This window comes from Arthrospira sp. PCC 9901 (assembly GCF_059013425.1).
The window spans coordinates 4,222,578-4,246,104 of sequence record NZ_CP102296.1; the positions used below are offsets into that span (position 1 = coordinate 4,222,578).

General features: G+C 45.2%; 15 protein-coding genes. 13 read left to right on the forward strand and 2 right to left on the reverse strand.

Translation table 11 applies throughout. The features are described 5' to 3' along the window. Positions 1-232: 232 nt before the first annotated feature. From NLZ44_RS18810 to NLZ44_RS18855, 10 genes are all read left to right on the forward strand, one after another. A complete protein-coding gene (locus NLZ44_RS18810) occupies positions 233-409 on the forward strand; it encodes a hypothetical protein (RefSeq protein WP_493750764.1) in 177 nt (58 codons plus the stop codon). A 244-nt stretch (positions 410-653) separates the two neighbouring features. Next, positions 654-1,598 carry a ChaN family lipoprotein gene (locus NLZ44_RS18815; protein WP_493750765.1) on the forward strand — a complete coding sequence of 315 codons (945 nt, stop codon included), beginning with the start codon at positions 654-656 and terminating at the stop codon, positions 1,596-1,598. Positions 1,599-1,949: 351 nt separating this feature from the next. Next, positions 1,950-2,360 (forward strand): GPW/gp25 family protein, encoded by a 411-nt coding sequence (locus tag NLZ44_RS18820; RefSeq protein ID WP_008050396.1) that lies wholly within the window; start codon positions 1,950-1,952, stop codon positions 2,358-2,360. Positions 2,361-2,366: 6 nt separating this feature from the next. After that, the gene (locus NLZ44_RS18825) at positions 2,367-4,562 is read left to right on the forward strand and encodes a putative baseplate assembly protein (protein WP_493750766.1); all 2,196 of its coding nucleotides are present in this window, start codon (positions 2,367-2,369) and stop codon (positions 4,560-4,562) included. Positions 4,563-4,725: 163 nt separating this feature from the next. Continuing rightward, positions 4,726-5,820: a phage tail protein gene (locus tag NLZ44_RS18830; RefSeq protein WP_493750767.1), complete on the forward strand. Its 1,095-nt coding sequence runs from the start codon at positions 4,726-4,728 to the stop codon at positions 5,818-5,820. Continuing rightward, on the forward strand, positions 5,817-7,184 hold the full coding sequence (locus NLZ44_RS18835; RefSeq protein WP_493750768.1) for a hypothetical protein: 1,368 nt from the start codon (positions 5,817-5,819) through the stop codon (positions 7,182-7,184). Before NLZ44_RS18830 ends, NLZ44_RS18835 begins: the two co-directional genes overlap by 4 nt. A 30-nt stretch (positions 7,185-7,214) precedes the next feature. Next, positions 7,215-8,597, forward strand: a complete 1,383-nt coding sequence (locus NLZ44_RS18840) for a PDC sensor domain-containing protein (RefSeq protein WP_493750769.1) — start codon at positions 7,215-7,217, stop codon at positions 8,595-8,597. A gap of 215 nt (positions 8,598-8,812) precedes the next feature. Continuing rightward, positions 8,813-11,119 (forward strand): hypothetical protein, encoded by a 2,307-nt coding sequence (locus tag NLZ44_RS18845; RefSeq protein ID WP_493750770.1) that lies wholly within the window; start codon positions 8,813-8,815, stop codon positions 11,117-11,119. Positions 11,120-11,168: 49 nt separating this feature from the next. Continuing rightward, the gene (locus NLZ44_RS18850; protein ID WP_493750771.1) at positions 11,169-14,423 is read left to right on the forward strand and encodes a COG1470 family protein; all 3,255 of its coding nucleotides are present in this window, start codon (positions 11,169-11,171) and stop codon (positions 14,421-14,423) included. A 32-nt stretch (positions 14,424-14,455) separates the two neighbouring features. Further along, on the forward strand, positions 14,456-15,244 hold the full coding sequence (locus NLZ44_RS18855; protein ID WP_493750772.1) for an aspartate/glutamate racemase family protein: 789 nt from the start codon (positions 14,456-14,458) through the stop codon (positions 15,242-15,244). A gap of 7 nt (positions 15,245-15,251) precedes the next feature. Here the strand turns inward: NLZ44_RS18855 and NLZ44_RS18860 are convergent, their stop codons facing one another. Beyond that, the gene (locus tag NLZ44_RS18860) at positions 15,252-16,583 is read right to left on the reverse strand and encodes a dicarboxylate/amino acid:cation symporter (RefSeq protein WP_493750773.1); all 1,332 of its coding nucleotides are present in this window, start codon (positions 16,581-16,583) and stop codon (positions 15,252-15,254) included. A gap of 22 nt (positions 16,584-16,605) precedes the next feature. After that, complete coding sequence (locus NLZ44_RS18865) at positions 16,606-17,811, reverse strand: transporter substrate-binding domain-containing protein (RefSeq protein WP_493750774.1); 1,206 nt, start codon at positions 17,809-17,811, stop codon at positions 16,606-16,608. Between the two features lie 272 nt (positions 17,812-18,083). On the opposite strand from NLZ44_RS18865, the gene NLZ44_RS18870 reads away from it, so the two are divergent. From NLZ44_RS18870 to NLZ44_RS18880, 3 genes are all read left to right on the forward strand, one after another. After that, positions 18,084-18,224: a hypothetical protein gene (locus NLZ44_RS18870; RefSeq protein WP_157234388.1), complete on the forward strand. Its 141-nt coding sequence runs from the start codon at positions 18,084-18,086 to the stop codon at positions 18,222-18,224. An 87-nt stretch (positions 18,225-18,311) separates the two neighbouring features. Further along, positions 18,312-19,544, forward strand: a complete 1,233-nt coding sequence (locus tag NLZ44_RS18875; protein ID WP_008050418.1) for a family 10 glycosylhydrolase — start codon at positions 18,312-18,314, stop codon at positions 19,542-19,544. Between the two features lie 406 nt (positions 19,545-19,950). Next, the gene (locus NLZ44_RS18880) at positions 19,951-23,523 is read left to right on the forward strand and encodes a PAS domain S-box protein (protein WP_493750775.1); all 3,573 of its coding nucleotides are present in this window, start codon (positions 19,951-19,953) and stop codon (positions 23,521-23,523) included. The last annotated feature ends 4 nt before the right edge of the window (positions 23,524-23,527 follow it).

Below are 23,527 nucleotides of genomic sequence, written 5' to 3' on the forward strand. Positions count from 1 at the left end.
GTTCCTAACACTATTTAGTTAGCCTATCAAATTATCAAAATTGGTGGCGCATATCAACCGGGAAATCTTACCTGACCCCAGACCATGCCCGTCGTCCCCAGTTCCCACCTAGAACCCCTCCTCGCTCTTGCTAGATTAATTTTGGGTTAAGTTTTGCATTTAGTGTTGAATATTTTGGGATATATCGCTAGGCTAATGATAAGTCAATCTTTTCTCTTGATAAGCTATCCCTATGAGTACCACCCGCACTGACCGCAACCGTACCACTCTCCCTAATTCTAACCATGATCAAAATTTTGACTTTGACCAGTGGGTGAAAGCGGTTAAACCTCAGCTTATGGCTGCATTGCGCGCTAACCACCCCATTAGTGATATCCAGATAAATGGTAGATATCACCAAAACAGGTAGCCATTGATAACAGGGTATTTTTATTAAAATTTCTTCTGTTTCTATGCCGACACAAACTGACTCCCCAAACCGCAACTTATCAGTTGAAAATGGGGAGTTATACTTATGTGGAAATTGTCGAAATCCCGAAAATCTATTGCTACACTATTTAAATACCATAAACTCAGCCTAAGTCTTTAGTTGTGGGGATTTTGTAGCCTAGGCTACAGATTTTTTGTTTATATGCACTTACCACATCAAAATAATGTATAAAAAGCATAATATCCTGAAAGTCCAACTGATTACTCGATTCTGCACCTGTTCCCTGGGACTGTTTTTGGTGTTTCCCCTACTATCAGCTATGTATCCATCCTCCCAGGCTTTAGCTGAGTTTCCGCGCGTCGCCTCTGTCAGTTCGTCCGCGCGCCAAAAGATTTTAGAATCTCTCAAAACGGCTAACATCATCTATCTGGGGGAAACCCACGACAACACCCTGGACCATCAAGCCCAATTCGAGATTTTGCAAATATTGCATCAGCACAATCCCCAAATAGCGATCGCCATGGAAATGTTCCAGCGTCCCTATCAGTCAGTGATAGATCAATATTTAGCCGGGGAGATCTCAGAAACCCAACTGGTCCGCGACACGGAATATCTGCAACGTTGGGGTTTTCCCTGGAAATATTACGCCCCCATTGTTAGATTTGCGCGGGAGAATCAACTTCCGGTTTTAGCCATTAATACCCCCACGGAGGTGACGCGACAAGTGGCGGCGGGGGGTTTAGACAGCCTACAAGCTGAACACAAACGCTACATTCCCCCCATTGAGGAAATCAAGACGGATAATGAAAACTATCGGCAAATGCTCTACAATGTCTATAGGCAACACCAACACCAAGGCAGTGAGGGCGGGTTCGATCGCTTTGTGGAAGCCCAAGTTCTTTGGGATGAAACGATGGCTGATGCGATCGCCAATTTTGTCCAAGCTAACCCAGACTTTACCGTGGTAGTTATTGTCGGAAAGGGTCATGTAGTCTACAACTATGGCATCCCCTCCCGCGTGGAAAGACGATTAGCTGATGCCAATATCGTTCAGCGATCGGTTTTATTTCAATCTCCCCACCAAGACAGTCTACCCACAAATATAGCTGATTTCATCTGGAAACACGATACACCACAAACCAAAACCACCCAGCGATATTATAGCTGAGGCGTTCAAGTGGACCTGGGGGGAATTTAAGGCTGTACAGGCTCAAAATTTGTAGCCCCTGGGACTATAAGCCTCTATGCTGTGGTGTTGTAAAGTTTCAATAAGGATATAGTTCAGATATAGTCATATCTGATAACATACGGACGCGGGAACTGTCATAACCCAGAAAAGAAGCAGGAATCAGTTATCAAACTGCCTGGTGGTTAAAACCAGGAAATTTGACGATTCATCAATTGCCGTATTTTAGGATTATCATAACTTAATAGGCGATTGAAAGCCACTTGAATATACTCTACTTTTAAAAACTATTAACCCCGAAAACATTGACCCCAGGAATTTGAGACAATTCAGATGATTAATCAACCCCGTTTCCCGGCGCATATAGGTCAAGGATTGGCTTTTCCACTGTTCGTAAATCAGCAAGGCAATTGGGCTTTGAGTGCAGGCGATCGCAACGTCCGAGAGTCGATCTTACTAATTTTGATGACCAATATTGGGGAGCGAGTCAACCGGCCAGAGTTCGGCTGTCGTTTGTGGGAACTCAGCTTTGCACCAATCAACTCGGAAACCCTGATGTTAATGCGAATCTTCGTGCAAGAAGCCTTAGAACAGTGGGAACCGCGCATCATGCTGAGAGACGTAGAAGCGATTCCCGACCCCGATGGTGGGAGAGTAGATTTAGTGATTAACTATAGTCTCAAACCCAGTGAAGATAAGAGGAGCCTAGTCTATCCTTTCTATCTACAAAAAGATCCGGAATAAGCTGCCATGGTATTCGACTTTTTACCCAACCTTCCCAAAGCCAGCCTAGATGATCGGACCTATGAGGATCTGCTGCAAGAATGCTTGTTAAGAATCCCTCGCTATTGTCCCGAGTGGAGTAACTACAACCCCAGCGATCCAGGGATAACCTTGCTGGAACTGTTTGCATGGTTGATGGACCAGATGCTGAGTCGCTTCAACCAGCTTCCCAGGCGAAACTACGTCCTATTTTTAGAACTGCTAGGAATTCGCCTACAGCCTCCCAACCCCGCCCAAACGGAAATCACCTTTTATCTGGTATCAGATCTTCCCGAAGCCTATACCATCCCCGAAGGCATCGAAATAGCGACCACTAGGCTACCTGATGCGGAATCAATCGTATTTAGTACGGCTCGCCCGTTAGTTATTGGCAGACCCCTGATCGGACACATTCTGCACGCTGAAACCCCAGAAGAGACCCCAAAAATGTTGCGCGATCGGTTAACGAACTGGTGGACGAGGACAGAAGATGGCACATGGTCTGGCCCAGAACTGTCCTTGTTTAGCGATCGCCCCGAACCAGGGCAATGTTTTTACCTAGTCTTTCACCCTGACAGTACCATTGAAGGCAACGTCATCGCTATCTCAGTCAGAGGCCAAGCAGCCACGCCCACAGGGATAAACCCCGACCATCCCCCTCGTCGTTGGGAAGCCTGGAATGGGAGATACTGGCAATCAGTCCTACTGACAGAAGCAGACGACGAAAGCCAAGGCTTCAGTTTTCAAGATGTAGTCAAACAGGGTCGAAACCCCCAAGGCGGATCGGATATTATTTTGCATTTACCCGTAGAATTTCCCGTCGCCCAGTTCACCGCCTATCAAGGTCGCTGGCTGCGCTGCGTCTACACAGAACCGACCCTCGACCAATCCCCTTATAGTGCATCCCCCCGCATTGTCGGCATCAGTTCCCGTGCGATCGGAGGAAGCACCATAGCCACCCAGTGTCAAGTAATCAGCGACGAATTACTAGGAGTGAGCGACGGGACTCCTGGCCTAGCATACCGACTCCAACGCACCCCGGTGCTGGCTCGCCTCCCCGGAGAATACCTAACTGTTACCCCGACCGGAGAACTACCTCAAACTTGGGAAGAAGTCCCGGACTTTTCCAATTCCCGACCGGACGATCGCCACTATGTGATCGACTCCCTAACCGGAATAGTACAATTTGGACCCCAGGTGAGCGAACCGACTCAACTGGTGCGAGAAACCGAGTATCGCGCTCTGTGGCAAACCACAGGCAACTCTAGGGCAGTTTTACCCGCCGACCATCAAAAGCGACAGTATGGTGCTATACCCCCAGCCGGAGCGGCTCTGCGGATGGTTCGCTATCGTACCGGAGGAGGAGTCAAGGGGAACGTCCAACCCGGAACCATCACGGTGATGAAAACTGCTGTACCCTACGTCGGGGCTGTGGTCAACCATATTCCAGCCCGATCTGGTTCCGATGCCGAATCCTTGGAGATGGCCGCCATTCGCGTCCCCCAAATGTTGCGAACCCGCGATCGCGCTGTCACCCCCGAAGACTTTGAAACCCTAGCAATAGTAGCAGGACAAGGAGCGATCGCCCGCTCTCGCTGTCTCAGGGCAAGTCCTGGGGAAGCGGGAACCGTTGAATTGCTGTTGATACCCCGCACCAGTTTGCTAGGTATCGAACAAGGAGTCGGCATTTCTCCAGATGAATTAGCCATCAGTTCCGAACTCAATCGCCAGGTTCTCAGCTACCTTGATGAACGTCGCCTGCTGGGGATACAAGTAAAATGTCGCGAACCAGAGTATGTGGGAGTCGTGGTCGCCGCCGAAATCACTATCGGAGCGCAATACAACAACCCCAACGCCCGGGAAGAGATGCGATCGCAATTGCAAATAGCTCTGTATCGGTTCCTTAACCCCATCATTGGCGGCGCTCAATCCCAAGGTTGGCCATTCGGTCAGCCCCTGTATACAGCCGATATCATCGCCCTACTACAGCAATTTCCTGCTGTGATCAGCTTGGGGGCTGTGCAACTCTTTCCGATCCGCCGCCAGGGCGGGCGGTGGGTGCGGGGACAACCTACAGCCATCATTGACCCTGGTCCTAACGGCACTATCTGTTCCTGGTCTGATGCCGGAGGCTATGGCCACGTGATCAACATTATCGGCGGTGGGGGTTCCGGAGAGCCATAAGCCCCCGTCTACGGTTCGGCGGCCCTCACCGACCGCTTCAGCCACCCTCAGTATAAGCCTTTAGCCCTGGACACGAGAGGGGCGGCGGGGATCAGATACATTTAACCAAGAATCCCCGTCCGTTTATGGTAGTCCCCGTCAATCAGTAGACCACTGTTTCGCCATGACCCAGCTTCCTGACCAACATTCTATCCTCTTAGATATTGTCTCCGTCCCATTGCCCGAGACAGAACCAACTCAGTTGCTTGAATTATCAGGTACTTTCTCCCAACCAGAACCAGACCGAGCCCCCGTGAAACTAATCCCAGGGGAAAACAGCTCTGTCGTCATTGACCTGGAAAACCTAGACACCCGGCCATTGCACCTCGCCTGTGAACTGACCGGGAATTTTCCCCACCACTGGTGTCAGACTCAGATACCCGTTGTGCCCACCCTTGGCGAACCCCCTGGACAACCAGTAATCCCCTACGCTTCACAATTATTTGTTACCCTCTTACCCGGAGAACGGCGCTCAGTCGTTCTCTGTTTTCAAGTCCGTCGGGATTTTTTCGAGACAGAAGCGCTTTCCGTGGATACCGAGGGACTGCAACTCAACTATTCTGGTCGCTTTAGTGTCTATGGCAGTTATATCAATAACCAGTCCGATAATAAGCCTCTACTGGAATTTGTCGAGTTTGACTTATTTCTGCGACCGCGATCGCCATATATCAAACTACTACCGCAAATTTATCAGGAAATCGATTTTGTCGGCCGATTCCTGAAAATTATTGAAACCACTCTCGACCCAGATCTGCAAATATTGAGCCATCTCTGGGCCTACCTAGATCCCCTCACCGCCCCCGAAAATATGTTGCCATTTTTAGCCCACTGGGTTGGCTGGCAGAACATCCCAACTCTGAGTCTCCAACAGCAACGCCGTTTAATTCGCTACGCTTTAGAGATTTATCGTGCTTCCGGAACTAGGCGGGGGCTGCGGTTTTACCTACACCTGGTAACTGGTTTACCTCTCGATGAAGATTTGCCGGAAGTGTCCAAACACATTTCAATTCTGGAAAACTTTACCCAAGGGGCGGTCATGGGCCGCTCCTATCTGGGTATAGATACCATTTTAGGCGGTGGCAAACCTTTTCACTTTCAAGTCCGCCTGCGGTGCGATCCTGATACTATTGACGAGAAATTGGTTCGCACTGTTATTGAAGCACAGACACCAGCCTTCTGCACTTATGACCTAAAAATAGATTCGGACAATAATATATGATCATCACTGATGGAAATTTCTATGATTATCCGCAGCCAGAAATTCATCCCCTCGAACGTTTGATAGTTGACGATGGATTGCTGTTAAATGCCCAGCGTTGGCGACAATCGCACGAATACCACCGATCGCGACAAAATCTCCATTATCAATCTCTTTACCAACCAGGGATAGTGAGGGGGTTAGGGGTGTGTGTAATCGATGCCCCAGAGAGGATATCTGCCCAATATCGGGATAATCGCTGGGTGCAAATTCAACCCGGAATTGCCATCGATTTGACCGGAAATCCGATTATTGTCGATCGCCCTATCGATTTTCGGATTGCCCATCTGGTGCAGACAGAACCCAGCACTATTTATTTAGTTCTCCGCTATGTTGATCCAGAAACTCTCTACCGTCAAAGCGATCAAGTTTTGGTAGCTGAAAGTTTTAGGATCGACGAAAAAAATACCCCACCCTCACCCCAGGAAATCGAACTGTGTCGGATCGCTATTTCTCCGGATTGCATGGAAATTCGACCCGCCACAGATGTTTTTTATCCTGATGTAAACGAGTTGGATTTACGATACCGGGTGCGAGTCCGACCGCGCTCCGCTAAAACTCTGCGAGTGGGGATGGTTTTACAGGGGAATGCTGACGATTTTTATTTAGGGCAAAATCTCGATTGTCTATTGCGATCGCTTTCGGTTTTAGCACCGGTCACTATGGATGCTGAACCAGTCCAAGAAATTACCTTAACTTCCCAGGAGACTGAACATCCGCGAGACTATAACTTGCTATATATGAGATATTCTCAGATGCTTTATTGGGGAGAAACAGAATATAATGCTCTCAAATATTACAGCGATCGCGGCACCGTATTGTTGATTGAAGCCTCATCAGAACAAGTCAATATTGCTGATATTAATTCGGCGATCGGCGAACTTAAACAGGCTATCAATGATCTTAAATTTTCCCAAGTTGCGGAATTCAGAAGGGAATTGTCCTCCGAATTAACTATCTGTGAAGCTGAACTTAACAACCGCCTACAATCCGCCTTAGAACCTCTGGGAAATATAGCCCATCAATATCTGGGGATTAATCTCTCGAGTATTAACCAAATATCCGCCCAAGACCCGCTGAAAATTCATCCCTTTTTATTTGATGAATTACCAATTATTAATAGAGAGCAAACCCGATTGATAAATTGGGGTAAAATTATTATATCCATAGGCTGTCTATCCTCTGGTTGGGGATTAAATAGTCATCTGGGATTGTCCAGAGAATCCATCCGCAGCGCCCAAGAATTAGGGATTAATATTCTGAATTTTGCCCACCATCATTACCAATTGTCCAGCAGTCAAATGCCGGGCCAAAGTCCGCAGTAATTTTGACCAAAATAACGACAAGAAAAAGCCATGAAACCATTTCTTTCTATCCGATATTTTATTCCCCTATTAGTCGTGGTTCCCTTAGCTTTAGCTACCATAACTACAGCAACATTAGCTTTTTATAGTGGCAGTAAAGCCGTCAATAGTCTGATTGCCAAATTGAGCCAAAAATCGATAAATTCCATCGTAAAACACATAGACACCTACCTACAAGTTCCCCAGCTGGTAAATAAACTCAACCTGATCACCATTGAAAATGACTTGCTCGACCTCAATGATGTTCAACTATTGACCCGTTATTTTCAGAATCAGGTTGATGCGATCAATGGGTTATCTTACATTTATCTAGGAACTGAAACCGGGGATTTTCTCGGTGTTCAAAAACAGCCAGATGGAACCCAAGTATTAGTGATTGGAAATGCGGCAGAAGCTGAAGGTCGAAGTGTTTATCAGCTTGATTCAGCGGGAGTTCGTGCCGGAAAAATCAGATCCTTAGAAGCCCAGTATGATGCCAGACAACGCCCCTGGTACAAAAAAGCCATAGAAATCGGTGAAATCAGTTGGAGTCCCATTTATATTTTTGGCTCCACATTAGAACTCGGAATGACCTCCGCAATTCCAGTTAAAAGTCGTGGAGGTGATACTATGGGAGTTGTGGGTATTGACTTGGGCTTGAAAGACCTCAGCAATTTTTTGAGAAGTTTGGAAATCAGCCCCAAGGGTATCGCATTTATTATGGATCGCGCTGGAAATTTAGTAGCCAGTTCTACAGACGAACAACCCTTTTTGAATGAAAATGGTCAACAACGACGATTACTCGCCCTCGAAAGTCAAGAACCGGTGATCTACTCTACAGTCCAAAAGTTACTCGATACTGAGTTAAGCCTGAACCAAATTCAACAACCGATTTCCTCTAGCTTTCGATTGAATCGTGAACGCCAATTGCTACAGGTGACTCCCATGGAAAGTATGGGTTTGGATTGGCTAATTGTTGTGGTCATTCCGGAATCTGATTTTATGGAACTGATTTATAACAACCTTCGGTTTACGATGATTATCGGCTTGGGTGTGACGGTGGTAGCGATTACACTGGGGGGGATCGCCTCTTGGTGGATTATCCAACCCATCGATAATCTACACGCGGGAGCGAAAGCTATCAAAGCTAATTCTTTCTCGCCAGAAATGCTTGAATCTACTATTTCGCGCTCTGATGAAATGGGAGAATTGGGTCAAGCCTTTGTGGAAATGGCAGCAATTGTCCAGACTCGTGAGAAAAATCTGAGTGAGGAGTTAGTGGAATTGCATCGCCAGCAAGAACAATGGCGGCGCGCGAGCCATCAAAACCAAGACCCGACTGTGCTATTTCAGGAATTGATGGAGCGAGCCAGACAGGCTAGAAAAAGTGGTTAGCATAGTAGGGGCGGGTGCTAAAGCAGCACCACTAAACAGGAGAATGCTGCACCCTCCGCCGCTGCGCGGTCGGGGTACTATCCGACCCAGGACACAGAAAACGAAAAACTTGATGATGTGACGCACAATTGGCTCTCTCCACCGGACCACGTGGGGGACGGGCTGTGTGTATTTGTTATGAAGCCTTTTATCTAAATTATCGGAAACATAAATCCATGAAAACAGATATCTCTACTAAGGATTTAACTCTATACCCGGATGGAAAAGACACTACATTTGATGTGGTGGTTATCAATGATAGCGATCGCATGAGTAGCTTCCAACTAGAGATATCCGCTGCTGGGGTGGAGTCAGATCGTGAATCCCAGTGGTACACAGTTACACCCCAAAGTGCGAACAAACCACCGGGGGACAAAACTGAGTTTCACGTGACAGTGCTGCGCTCCCCTATTCCCGGATTTGTGGGGTTAGTAAATCTCACGGTCAAAGTATTTTCCCTGGAATTAATGACCGAAGATCGTCACATTCTCAGGCTGAATGTTATGCAGGGATTGGGAGAATGTCCCTTTCGAGTGGAACTCCCCACCAGCCACATTCAGACTCTGCCCAATAACGAAGTGGAAATTTTAGTCGGTATCCACAATAACAGTCAAAAGGCGATCGCTCTAATTTTATCGGTTATTAGCCCTAAGCGGGAATGGTTGCTGTTGGATAATCAAACCCCCCTCAACCTTCCCCCCCAGCAGAGTCAGAATTACTCCTTTACCTGCAAAGTTCCCGAAATTTTACAAGCTCTAGCGGGAGTCTATCCCTTTACCATTAGGTGTGTTTCAGCTAACCATAATTCACCCGTAGGGGCCGGTTCAAGCCTCAGTCCGTTGAGCGCGAGGACAACCACAGAAGCCTCGTCTACTGGCAGTATCGAGGTTTTACCCACAGGAACCTTAGAATTTGACGCTTTTCCTAAACAGCAACGACAACCAGCACTTCGGCCATGGCTACCTCAGTGGGGTATAGCTCCCGCAGTTTACCAATTGGAATTTACCAATAATTCTAATTATCCCCAAGGGGGAACCGTAGAAATTATCAACAATCCCCAGACCCAAGATCCGATTATCAATGAGTTTTCGATTATTCCCGAACAGGTAAGTTTGGAGCCTGGAGAAATCCAAACTGTGGAACTTCTCGCCTATAGCAAACGGCCTTGGTGGGGTTTGGGTCGAACACAGACCATTGAAGTAGGCTGGGAAGGCAAAGTGGGGGCTGGTTCTCTGGCGGTCAGACCTACAGGGGAGTTAACCGACCCACTCCAAAGGTTAGAAACCAAAATTTCCCCTAGGGTAGGGGGAATTGATGAATTGACGACGACCAGACCTTCAGAGGATTATGGTTCCGACAGTGAGCATCCACAACCATTGCCAATTCTGGAGTTGAGACTGTTACCCATTATTCCCCGGTGGTTACAGGTGGCGATCGCACTACTGATTTTAGGTGGTATTTGGTGGTTTTTGTATGCTGCTTTCCGGCTTAACTACCATACTGCTCCCGTCAATGTGGTTAGGTTTAACGGTTTGGGGGATATGGCGATTAGCACCTCCAATGACCAGACTCTGCGGGGGTGGCGGGTTCAGGGAAATAGACTGCGACATAACGGTTGGTTGCGGAATTTGGGGAAAGCGGGGCGCACAGGTTTGTATCGCCCTGTGGATAATGATCAGGTGGCTGTGGGGTTGGAAAACGGCGAAATTCAGATTTGGGACTTGCTCCGCTCCACTGACAGCCCCCGGCGCTCCCTGTCCTATCGCCGGGATGATCGGGTCATGGCTTTGGCTTATAGTCAAAATTCCCAGTATTTATTCAGTGGCCACGGCAGCGGTTTAATACTGCAATGGTATGTGGGACCCACGGTAAATCTCACTAATGTTGAGGAACCTCAGTTAATTCAGGAATTTGATTTCGCTATTTATGATATCGCCCTGGTTGGGCCACGACAGGAAACTCTGGCGATCGCTGGTCGCTATAACCAATTGGTGCTTTGGGATACCACCGGCGGTAATGAAGGGTTGCGAACTGTTCCCTACCCAGCAGGGGGACAAGATGAATACATCACCTCTCTAGCTACAGCAGCAGATCAACCTTTTTTGCTGGCTACAGCAGACGATCGCGGTTCCATCAGTCTCTGGAATCTCAGAGAATGCTTAACCAACCAGTCCGCCACTTGTCAAATTATAGATCAGTGGCAAGCTCACGGGGGCCAGCCCATCCGTTCTCTAGCTTTGACGGCTAATGGCTGCTATTTAGCCAGTACCGGAGATGACGGAGAGGTTATGCTGTGGCTATTGCAGCGCTCTGGAGAGCGATCTACCCAAAATCTCGCGGGTGAGGCGATCGCGCGATCGCGTTACCCAAAAAACAGTCTAGATATGATTGCCATTGGCTCCTACCTCCACATGATCACAGGAAGTAGAGATCACCAAGTTAACCTTCACCGCATTCAACAACCTGCCACTCTCTGTAATTAGCACAGGTAGAACAACTATTAATTATCTATTATTCTTTATTGACTGAGCCATGAGCAGTACAGAACTTTCATATAACGGCCGACAACAACCTAACCAAATCGTCGAGGGGGTTCCGGAACCCGACCAGCCGACTTGGGGAAAATCCCTAGCCCTAATTGCCAACCCGTCTGGGGATTTTGCTATTACTGCTGGGGAAACCTTCGAGTTGCATATCACCCTAGTTAACATGGGTACTATGGGTGCGATTATTGACGTTTATATTGATCAAACCTCTGCATCAGTATGGGAATGGTGTCGCACGCCTCAACAACGATTAGCCCTAAGTCCTCAGCAGAGTGCGGAAGTAGTCTTTGAATGTCCTATTCCCCCCCAGGCGACTCCCGGAATTTATAGTTACTTGCTCGTTGTAGATGCACCATTACACTACCCAGAAGATACCCCCATCCACCACCAAGCTAATCTTCAGGTACTCCCACAATTAGCGTCAGCGGTGCAACTCGATGATCCCACTTTTAGCCTGATACCACACACCACATCAACTGAACCAGCGATCGCCATACCAGGACAGCCGTTAACCGTCAGTGTAATAGTCAATAACCGCACGCGGCGAGTGGATCGGTTTCGGTTGCACTGTACCGATGTCCCCCCCGAATGGGTAGAGATCGAATACCCAGAAGGCTTGAATGATTTGGGTTTAGTAGTCGTCACTGATAGTTTAGCCCTCAATCCTGGGGCGATCGGAGAGATTAAGTTAAAGTTAAACCTACCCGTGGATGTTCATGGGGGGCGATATGCCATCACCTTGTCACTGAACTCGGAAAATCTTCCTGATTTAGCCCTGTTGGATATCCTCCACTTTCACATTAAGCCTAACTATGATTTGGTGTGGGATCTACAGACCGTCGTGGGTCGCATTCGCAGCGGAAGCGGACAGTTTCAACTGCAAATCCAAAACCGAGGTAATACCGATCGCCAACTGCGGTTTAATCCCAGAGAAGAGGGAGAGGTAGAAAATTGTCTGTATACTCTGATGCCAGATGAGTTTCGGCTACTCCCAGAGGGGACTGTGGAAATGTCTGTCGAGGTCATGCCAAAACACTGGTGGTACAGACCTTGGTGGGGGCGGGGACGGCTATTTGAGTTTTATTTGGAACCCCAAGATTTGCACCGCTTACCCCTCCCTCAAGATCGTATCAATGGTACTCTAATTTGGGAGCCTCGCCCCTGGTGGCAGTTGTTGGTTGCCTGTTTGCTGGGACTCGGAGCGATCGCTGCCTTGATTTTCGCGATCTGGTCCGTTTTTTTTAAGCCTCCCACCCCCCCTCGGATTTTAGAGTTTAGATCCGAGTCCCTCAACTACGCCGCCGCTAATGACGATTTTATTTATTTGGGTTGGGTAATTGGACCGCCGACTCGGGAAATCCGTGCTATAGAAATTGTTGGCAAATCTCCTGATGGTAGTATTTCCAGTGCTGCCGTTACCTATGATTTTAGTCGGGGTATTCCCGATGAGTTGGCTTCTTTGTGTACCCTAGAACAGGTATTGCGATGCTACAACATTCGCACTAATGCTCGTCGTCCCGGAGAGTATATTTTTGAGTTAAGGTTGTTTCCTAAACAGGATATTGACAATATTCAATTAGCAAAGACCAGTTTAATTAGGATTGAACCTCTACCTATTCCCCAAATTACCAATTTCACAGCCAGATTAAGTAGTCAGCAGCGCCAAGAATTGCCACCAGAACAGGTTGATAATCCGCGCGCCAACAATAACAGCCTTCCTAACAGTGATTTTTTCTCTGACCCCGAGCCAATGATCGCACAATTGAGTTTTCAGGTTCTCCATGGGGCGCAAGTCGAAACCTTAACATTGGTGGGTCGTTCTCCTGATGGCTTCGTTAATTTTCCCCAGAAAACCTATACTGTCAGTCCTGATGAATTTTCCGAAGATTTACTCGGTCCCTGTCAGGTTGATTGGGATGGGATTTTGACCTGTCGGGGGTTATCGCTACAATTGGAAAAACCCGACACTTATATTTTTGAATTACAGGTCATTTCTTCGGACTCCCCCGCAGAGGTAGCCGACAGTCGCAAAGCTGACCCCATTGTGTGGGAACCGCCACCACCGCCACGGATTACTACTTTTGCTTCCCGCAAAGCTACTTATCGCGTTGGTGAACAGCAACAAATTGAGTTTCAATGGGTGATTGATAATGCCGCACAACTTCAACAGTTGGAGTTACGGAGTTTATCCCCGGAAGGGTTGGTTAATTTCCCCAAGATTACATATCGCTTTGATGGACAAATTCCCCAGGCCTTACAAGATAAATGCCAAGTTACCGGGAAACAATTGGTTTGCGATAATATCGCGATCTCACTACCAGACCCAGGACGCTATAATTTTGAGTTGACAGCTATTCAGCGTTCCCACCTGGCCGAAACAGAGCCATCTCGACAAATTCATGCGATCGCTATTCAACCACCATTAGCCCCAGAAATTACCAATTTTCAGGCAGAAACATCCAACTCTCAGACGGGGACAAATCCTATTCGTTTAAATTGGAACATCAAAAATCCTCAACATTTACTAGGTGTTCGGATCATCGGGCGCTCACCAGAGGGAATTGTCACAGTTCCCGAAGTTCTCTATCCTTTTAATGGTAGTATTCCCCCAGTTCTTCAGAATAACTGCCAGTTAAATGCTGAACAGCTTACCTGTCGTAATGTTCCCACTTCCGCCCAAGAACCCGGAGATTATATCTTTGAGTTAATACCTGTTAATCAGAGTAATTTAGCCGCCAATGCCACATCTGTTAAAAGCGATCGCATTCGTATCCGACCACGCCCCGTTGCTCCTCCTCAAATCAATAATTTTCAAATTAATGGTGAGGATGCTCCCCTAAAATATGTCGTTATTATAGACCCTGAAACTTCTCCATCACCTTTGAATTTATCATGGGAAGTTAGTGGTAGTGGCGACCTACAAACCGAGTTACTCCCGGTTCCAGGTGTGGTTCCTAACCGTGGAAATTTGACCTATCCCATTGCGCCTCAGTCCGGACAAGATACCCTGACTCTCAGAGTCACTAATACTGACGGGAAACAGGTTCAACGTTCCATTTTGATTGAAAGGGTGCTTCTTCCTCAACCAGAACCTGCACCTTTGATCAGCCCCGATTCAGACACCCCCGATTCAGACACCCCCGATTCAGACACCCCATCAGGTAGACAATTAACACCCTTTTCTCCTGAACTAGAATCTAATCCTTGGGATCTGATTGATAACCCACCGCCATTTAATTAAATGTCTTTATTCCTAATTATTACATGATTTCAATGAACAATCAACCTATCTTTCAACAACAAGCTATCCCCGGAATTATTGGCGGATTGGGTCCTTTAGCACATATAGAATTTGAACGGCTATTACTGGCTTTAAATTCCACTCGCGGTGCTTGTGGCGATCGCCAACACCCGATTTGGTTTTTAATTAATGCTACAGACATTCCCGATCGCACCCAAAGTTTACTAGGAAATCAGCCAAGTTGTGTGCCTTGGTTGGTCAAATATGGTAAAATATTAGAAGTGGCTGGGGCAGATTTTTTGGTGATTACCTGTAACACTTCCCACGGATTTTATAATCTGGTACAGCCTCAGTTAAATATTCCCTGGATTCATATTATGCAGGAGACAGTTAGATTTATTAAACTCCATTATCCTGGACTTAATCGCGTGGGAATTTTGGCTACCGATGGCACTTTACAAGCCCATCTCTATCAGGATAGTTTAACGGCGGCGGGATTGACAGCGATCGCCCCGGTTTTAAACTCGGAATTACAGCAAGATATTATGAATGCTATTTACCATCCAATTTGGGGGATTAAATCCACAGGAGTTCAAATTTTGCCCCCCCCTATTCACATCTTAGAAACCGCTATAAAATGGCTTGAAATACAAGGTTCAGAATTATTAATTGCTGGATGTACAGAGATTTCTGTAGCCTTAAAATTACTGGATAAAACTTCATTAATAGCAATAGATCCCTTGGAAATTCTGGCTAATTTGACATTAGATTTAGCATTTGGCTATGAGAATATTCCCGAAATATCAAGTCCCCTTAAATAGTTACCAATTATTCGATAGTAGTATCTTGAGAAAGCGCTAAGGTTGTGGTTTTTTCAGTTGAAAGTGGGTGAGTATCAGCGATCGCTGCTGTCGCTGCTATTCCCGTGTGTACAATAGTTAAAGTTCGGAAGGGGTCAATAATAGGGTCGATCGCAATTAATAATACCAGTATAGCTTCTAGGGGTAATCCTAAAGGTTTTAAAATTAGATCCAACAGGGTCAGCGTTAAAATTCCTGTCGCCCCCGCCGTGGCCATTCCTGCTAAAATAGAAGCGATAATGATAATTACAAAACTCGACAGGTTAAATTCATAGTTATAGAGTTGCGCCACAAACACCGAAGTTGTCGCAAAATAGGCCACCGGACCAAATCGACACACCGTTATCGCTAGGGGAATGACTAAATTAACTGTTTGTTTATCGAAGTTTAAGTGTTCATCTAAAGCCGAAATAGCAGAAGGTAAACAGGTAAAACTACTACGAGTTGCTAAAGCTAAAATTGTCGGTTCTTTTAAGACCATCAAAACCTGACCAAAACCATAGCCAGACTTATGCCAAATTACCAGGGTACTGATAATGTATATAATTATAAAAGCTACAATGGCAATCATTACAAAATTTTGCATAGCTACCAAAATCCCAAAACCAGTAGTTGCCATTTGGGAAGCTAACAGGAAACACAAACCAAACGGTAAGAATAAAATTATCCAATCAATCAACTTTTTGGATGTATTAAATATGGTTCCTAAAATATGAAATACATCCTCCTTGGCGGTTTCTTTGGAATGTCCCATAGCGATGCCAAACACAATCGAAAAGAATAGTATTTCCAGAGAATTACCCTGGCTTAGAGATGCAAAAATATTCTCAGGAATTAAGTTAAACAAAAAAGATATCAGCAGTGATTCTTCCCTATTTTCGATAATTGGACCCGTCAAAGATAACTCAAAATCTAACTCAGAAGTATTCACAACTACCCCCAAAGCTGCGAGGGTAGAATCTTCTAAATTACCCCCAGGATTAGTTAAAAATGCCACGGTTGCACCAATGATACTAACCCCTAATAAACTGACAGAAAATACTATTAAAATCAGTTTCAGATATTTATTGGCTTCATGACTAGAAATCAGCTTACCCACACTCATTGTTATGGCTGAAAATAACAAGGGTAAAACGCACATTTTGAGGAGAATTAGATAGAGTTCTCCCAACGGGGTTAACAGCAAGGCAATATCTTTATGAACAATGCCAATATATAAACCCAGAAGGATAGAAGGAACAATCGACCAGGGATTTTTTAGGATTTTAATTAACTGCTTAGAGACGCTGTAAAAATTCATATTTTATCAATGGGTATTTTTGTTAATTTTGTGAGTTGAGTTGACGAGACTGAGAGGGGGACACTAACAAATCAGAATAATCTTCTAATAACTGATTAACTGTATATTGTTTTTCGTTCATTGTCAGATACAAATTCACAAACTTTAACAGGTGATTACTAGACCACGGTAAAGCGATCGCGATCAGATCTTGGCTATCTGTTAACGCGACGGTTTGAAAATTCAAAGCCACATTGGGGTAATTAATTAGAATCTTTTTAACTTCTAACTCATCCCGGTATGCTGCTAGTATATCTCCCCTCATTGCACCTCTAATTAAATCCTCCCAATTGGAATATCTGATAATGGTAGCTTTGGGAAATTTTTCTATGGCAAATCTCTCATAAGAAGAGGCATTAATCACACCCATCCTTCCTTCAAAATCTCTCAAAAACTCAACTAAATCTTTATTTCTTGTGGCTTGAGTTAATTGCAGGCGATTTAATAAGAGACCATGGCGCATAGTTAAATAGGGATGAGAAAATGAAACAATTTTTGCCCTTTCTAAGGTTTGACTCAGTTTAGAAATCGCCATATCTGCATCACCTTGATAAACCATATTGACCACTTCATTAAAGGTTTTTGCACTGCGGTCTAACCTAACTTTTACTCCGATAATTTGGGCAATTTCTCTGGCGATCGCCACATCTAATCCGATTAATTCACCGTTGGCATCTTCCGCAAAAAAAGGCGGCGAATCTTCTTGATTTATCGCGACGATTAACTCTCCTCTATCCATGATTTTTTGCAAGTCTGGCGACATAGAGTTTAATGACTGGTTTTCCTGGGAAACTGCCGCAGAATTTCCTAGTAAAGACTCCCAGGTTTCTTGAGTCACTATACCAGTGCTTTCTAAGCCTATACTGAGTTGAAAGTTAGAAATAGCTTCTCGGGTTTGTTCGCCATAAATGCCATCGATCGCCCCTAGATAATACCCCTTTTCTTGTAAGCGTTTTTGCAGTTCAATAATATCATAATCTGCCCCAGCTTCAGTCAAGTCTAAATCCCAACTATTACTATCAGGCGAAGTTTCAGCACTGCTTAATTGTGCCAGATTTACTAGAGATTCTGAAGATACAAAAATGGGCGCATCTTGAGTTTTTACTGAGGGGGGAAAAATCAAAATACTTGCCAAGCATATAGCTACTAATATCAGAACTTTGTATTGCCAGTTAGAGAGTATTTTCATATTAAAAATAATTGCTTTGCTGTTGCTTTCGCATCAATTTAGCTTGACATTTATCGGAAGTTGTTTTTATCCCCCCCCAAACCTTCAAGACTAAATTTTGAGTATTCAGCGATTCAGTTAGTATTCCTAGCTATAGGATTATGGTACTTTACGGTTGTTGCCAATCTTTTCCGGATTAAATCCGAAGTATACAGCCCTTTCAGTAATTATGCAATACGTCTTCACTCGTCTCTCTACCCGGGTGGGAGAGGGATTGAGGGTGAGGGGAATCTTTGAAGCGAACAACCTGTAGCAGCTTCTACAACGGTCTGTATGCAGGTATCCCTAATCCAGCGACACACTTGGACTCTACCATTATACATCATGCGATCGCCATTACCATCATTTTCAGCCAACCCACAGACCCTAAGTAATATAGCCAGTTGGCAGAAATCAGGTTTTTAGGTAATAATTAAAGTATCGCCGATATTCTCAAGTAGTTTCGCACTCATTAACAAATCATGTCTAATCAAAAACGAGAACCTGGAGGCTGTGGATGTGCCAGTATTCCCTTTTCAGTAATTCTGCTGTTTTTAGGTGGAGGTTATTGGCTATTTACACAGCGAGATAACTTGGAAATTAGTCGGTTTTTAAATCATGAGATTATCGCCGATATTCCATTTTTGAATACTTGGGCAACTTCCACTGATAAATCACCGCCTACTTTACCCAATATTCCAGAAATTCCTCAGACTACCAATCCTGAACCGAAACCACAACCCCAACCACAACCGGAAGCCCAACCGGAAACGCCACCCAAATCACCAACCATCAAGCCACCTTCCCCTATACCATCATCCCCACTCAATACCTGGGAAGGTAAACCCATTAGAGGCATTTATTTAAGTCGTTATCAAGCCACAAATAACGCTAGCGAAGAAACCATTAGGGCTAGGGTTCGCTACTATCGCGATCGCGGTATTAATACCATTATTCATGGGGTATGGGGTAACGCTTGTACCATGTATGAAAGTCAAGTAATGCAGGCAAAATTTGGTTATAGTAGCTGTCAAAATTTGTTTGAAGAAGAATGGATTGATTGGTTGATTGATGAAGCCCATAAACACGGCATGGAAGTTCATGCTTACTTTGAAAAAGGCATTAAAATAGATGAAAATAGTCACGCCTTTGATTGGGCAGTCCAGAGAGGTTGGATCGTCCCAGGAGTCGATCGCACTCACCCAGGAGTTGATCATTATGTCTTGAATGTGGGTATCCCAGAAGTTGCTCAATTTTTTACTGATATTGTGGTTGAATTTGTCCAAAAATACCCCACCATTGATGCTGTACAATGGGATGATTATTTGGGTTATCATGATGAGTTACCCGGTCAAATCGATCGCACTCCTAAATTAACTAATTTTGTCCGCAATATGATTGCACAAATGAAAGCCGCTAACCCCTCAGTTAGTTTTGATATCTGCCACCATAACCCCTATTGGGCAAAACAGTATTTTGCCGCAGACCTAGAAGCATGGGGGGTCGATCGCTTTTTTATCCAGGTTTATGCTGAAGAAAATTTTGATGATGAAATGGTCTATGTCGAAGCCTCTGATGGTATTTCCATTACCGAGAGACAATTGAATCGATTGCCCGAGTTGATTGATAATCCTAACATCCCTAATATTTTGCTATTTCCTCTCTCCGGAGAACCCGAAAGACTCGCCGACAAGGTGCATGAATTGACCATTTGAATAAACTTACAAATTAGGTTAATTATCATCATTTCCTCCTGTGGCTTCCCTGCTTCTATTCTACAGTTAAATTATCTCGGGTTGATTTTTTGGTCAATTTTTTTAAAAAATAGCCCGCCGAAATCGGCCAGAGGGGTTGACAGGCGGCGGCGATTAGTGATATCATATTTACATAATCTTAGATAATGGTTATTTTCCCAAAAAAATAATTTAGTGTATATGTGCATTATATAATATGATAGCATCAGCCGCTAAAAAAAGCAAGTATCGCCACTGAGGGAGGAGGGATTTTAATTTTTGGAGGTAATCAGTTACAATTATTACAAATATTAAAATTATTGCCATGATTGCCATTGTATAGACTTTTTTTCGATCAGGTCAGCCCTCAAGGCATTTGCTAATACAGATGAATAATCAACCCTTCAGAGATTTAAATAGTAAATGGGCCGACCAGGTAAGGAATGGTTGTCAGGAACTGCGCGACAGCTACGAAATCAGACAGACTTGGGATCATATCATCGCGACTATGGCCCTGCGGATTCGGCGATCGCTGAAACTCAAGGAAATTCTACAGACCACAGCGGATGAGGTGCAAAGATTACTAAAATGCGATCGCGTTTTATTGTACGAAATCGACTTGCATGGGAATGGTGGCATTGTGGTAGAGGCGGTAGAGGATGAGAGGTGGTCCTTAGAGGGTTATATTGTAGAAGACATCTGTTTTCTAGAGTTGGGCAAACCATTATATAGCGAGGGAGAATTTAGAGCGATCGCCAATGTTAGCACAGCGGATTTAGTCCCTTGCTACCGGGAATTTTTGCAGAACTTGCAAGTGGAAGCCAACCTAGTAATTCCCCTATTTCAGGAATCGGATTTATGGGGATTATTAGTTGCCCATCATTGCACGGAACCCAGAGTTTGGGAACAGCCAGAAATTGACGGTTTACAACAAATAGCCATTCAAGTAGGCATAGCCCTAAATCAAGCGAATTTAATAGCCCAATTAAAAAAGACCAAAGCGGAACTACAGCAGCAAGTAGTAGCCCGAACTGCAGAACTTTCCCAACTGAATCAACAACTAAAGCAGAGAAACGAAGCCCTACAAAATGCAGTAGTTGGCATTTCCCAACTAGATCCCCAAGGTCGGTATACCAAGGTCAATGCAGCTTATGCGGGTATCTGTGGCTATGAACCAGAAGAGATGATCGGCAAACCTTGGCAATACACAGTTCATCCCGATGATATCCCGTTACTAGAAGAAAAGTATCAGATTATGCTGCATCGGGGGAAAGTGGAAACGATCGCTTTGGGTGTGCGCCGGGATGGTTCAGTATTTTATAAGCAGGTGATGATGATTGCTAACTATAGCGCCCAGGGGGTGTTGTTGGGGCATCACTGCTTTATGAAGGATATTACACAAGAGAAACAAGCCGAGATAGCCCTACAGGAAAAAACAGAAGAACTCGATCGCTTTTTTTCCGTCACCCTAGACTTACTCTCTATTGCTGATACAAAGGGGCATTTTTTGCGTTTGAATAGCCAATGGGAAAAAACCCTAGGTTATCCAATAGCACAACTGGAAGGCAAACAGTTTATGGATTATGTACATCCAGAAGACCGCCAAAAGACCCTAGAAACGATAGAAAAATTGCGATTAGGAGAGGAAGTGATTAATTTGGTCAACCGCTACCGTTGCCAAGATGGGTGCTATCGTTGGTTAGAATGGCGATCGGTTGCAGTTGGCGATCGCATATATTCAGCAGCCCGTGACATCACCCGTCGCCAACAAGCGGAAGCCCAATTACAAAACCTGTCAACCCGCCTTTCCCTCGCCCTAGAAGCAGGTCAAATTGGGGCTTGGGATTGGGATCTCAAAGATACGGTAAACTGGGATCAGCGGATGTATGAGATTTTTGGGTTGCAAGGTTGGCCGCGTAAAGTAGTCTATCAAGACTGGGCTAATCTCGTCCATCGAGATGATATTACCGAGGTTGAAAAGGCTATCAAAGCAGCCATAGCCCAAGATAATTTTTTTAATGTAGAATTTCGTATTGTTAGACCCGATGGAATCAAGCGTTGGTTGCGAGGGGCAGGCATAGTCCAGCACCATAGTGACGGTGAACCTGTACGCATGACGGGGATTAATTACGATATTACCGATCGCAAACAGGCTGAATTAGCCCTCAAATACAGTGAAGCCAAATATCGCACCATTATTGAAACCACCCAGGAGGGAGTGTGGGTTTTAGATAAGACAGATCACACCAGCTTTGTCAATCAGCAAATGGCAAAAATGCTAGGCTATTCTGTCACGGATATGCTGGGAATGTCTTTCCTAGATTTGATCGACACAGAAGGATCTTCGATGGCTGAAATTTATCTAAACCAGCGTCATCAGGGTATAATGGGTCAACATCGCGCCAAGCTGTGCCACCGTGATGGTAAAGTGGTCTGGGCTTTGGTTTCTGCTACACCTTTGTTTGATGATATGGGGCAATATGACGGCTGCATTAAACTGGTGACAGATATCACCCACATGGTGGAAATACAGGAGGCTTTACAAACTTCTGAGGCGCAGTTGGCTAGTGTATTAAATAGTTCCCTTGATGGGATTATGGCTTTTCGTTCTCTGCGGGATGAGACTGGGGAAATAGTGGATTTTATCTGGTTGTTGACTAATCCCACGGCTGGCAAATTGGTGGGGCGATCGCCTCAAAAATTAATCGGTAAACAATTATTAGAAGAAATGCCGGGAAATAAAACTGATGGTTTATTTGATGCCTATGTCCAAGTGGTGGAGTCCGGCGAACCTTTCCAGTATGAGTTTCATTATCAACATGATGGCATTGACTGTTGGTTTGAAAATGTGGCGGTTAAATTGGGGGATGGTTTTGCGGTCACTTTCCGGGACGTGACCCGAACTAAACAGTCAGAAAAGGCTCTCCAACAAGTTAATCAAGAGTTGGAACAAAGGTTAGATGATCTCAAGCAGCGTCACCAAGAGATGGTGATTTTGGGTGAAATTAACGAATTTTTGCAGGCTTGTAACAATGTCGATGAGGCTTATGAGGCGATCGCCCGCCTAGTGCTACCTCTCTTCCCTGAGTGTTCGGGTGGTCTGTTTAGAACCTGTAGTTCCCACAACCGGGTTGAAAATGTGGCTCGGTGGGGGTCTGATTTACATTCAGCAGTTGATTTTGACCCTAAGCATTGTTGGGGACTGCGCCGGGGTCGTCCCTATGAAGTAGGAAATCAACGCTCAGGTCCTCGGTGTCAGCATATCCAAAACACTACAGAATTGGCGGTTACCCTTTGTATTCCCATGGTAGCTCAGGGGGAAACTTTGGGATTATTTTATCTAGCTACCAAAACCGCCACGGCTTTATCTGAACCAAAACAGCAATTAGCCCGCACTGTATCGGAACAGTTAAGTTTAGCGATCGCTAATTTAAACCTCCGAGAAACCCTCCAAAATCAGAGTATCCGAGATCCATTAACTGGATTATTTAACCGCCGCTATTTGGAAGAATCCTTTAATCAAGAGATTCTCCGCGCCCAACGTCAACAGCACCCCATTGGTGTGATCATGCTAGATATAGACCATTTTAAGCAGTTTAACGACACCTTTGGTCATGATGCAGGGGATTATGTCTTACGGGTGGTTGCTGAAGTATTGAAAAACAGTGTGCGCGGTTCAGATATTGCTTGTCGCTATGGCGGCGAGGAAATGACTCTAATTATGCCAGAATTGTCTTTACCCGCTATCTGCGATCGGGCTGAAGCTATCCGCACTGCTATTAGCCAACTCCATCTCAACCATAACGGTCAAAATTTAAACACCCTCACCGCCTCTATAGGAGTTGCTTGTTTTCCTCAACATGGAACTACCCCAATGGCTGTAATCAAGGCGGCTGATGGGGCTTTATATCGCGCTAAGGCTAACGGACGTAACTGTGCGATCGTTGCCACCTTATCTTAATTTA

Excerpts from the sequence above, each read along its gene's own strand:
- NLZ44_RS18855 (WP_493750772.1), top strand. The coding sequence starts at position 14,456 with ATGAACAATCAACCTATCTTTCAACAACAAGCTATCCCCGGAATTATT.
- NLZ44_RS18880 (WP_493750775.1), top strand. The coding sequence starts at position 19,951 with ATGAATAATCAACCCTTCAGAGATTTAAATAGTAAATGGGCCGACCAG.
- NLZ44_RS18820 (WP_008050396.1), top strand. The coding sequence starts at position 1,950 with ATGATTAATCAACCCCGTTTCCCGGCGCATATAGGTCAAGGATTGGCT.
- NLZ44_RS18830 (WP_493750767.1), top strand. The coding sequence starts at position 4,726 with ATGACCCAGCTTCCTGACCAACATTCTATCCTCTTAGATATTGTCTCC.
- NLZ44_RS18825 (WP_493750766.1), top strand. The coding sequence starts at position 2,367 with ATGGTATTCGACTTTTTACCCAACCTTCCCAAAGCCAGCCTAGATGAT.
- NLZ44_RS18845 (WP_493750770.1), top strand. The coding sequence starts at position 8,813 with ATGAAAACAGATATCTCTACTAAGGATTTAACTCTATACCCGGATGGA.
- NLZ44_RS18860 (WP_493750773.1), bottom strand. The coding sequence starts at position 16,583 with ATGAATTTTTACAGCGTCTCTAAGCAGTTAATTAAAATCCTAAAAAAT.
- NLZ44_RS18865 (WP_493750774.1), bottom strand. The coding sequence starts at position 17,811 with ATGAAAATACTCTCTAACTGGCAATACAAAGTTCTGATATTAGTAGCT.
- NLZ44_RS18835 (WP_493750768.1), top strand. The coding sequence starts at position 5,817 with ATGATCATCACTGATGGAAATTTCTATGATTATCCGCAGCCAGAAATT.
- NLZ44_RS18815 (WP_493750765.1), top strand. The coding sequence starts at position 654 with ATGTATAAAAAGCATAATATCCTGAAAGTCCAACTGATTACTCGATTC.
- NLZ44_RS18810 (WP_493750764.1), top strand. The coding sequence starts at position 233 with ATGAGTACCACCCGCACTGACCGCAACCGTACCACTCTCCCTAATTCT.
- NLZ44_RS18850 (WP_493750771.1), top strand. The coding sequence starts at position 11,169 with ATGAGCAGTACAGAACTTTCATATAACGGCCGACAACAACCTAACCAA.
- NLZ44_RS18840 (WP_493750769.1), top strand. The coding sequence starts at position 7,215 with ATGAAACCATTTCTTTCTATCCGATATTTTATTCCCCTATTAGTCGTG.
- NLZ44_RS18875 (WP_008050418.1), top strand. The coding sequence starts at position 18,312 with ATGTCTAATCAAAAACGAGAACCTGGAGGCTGTGGATGTGCCAGTATT.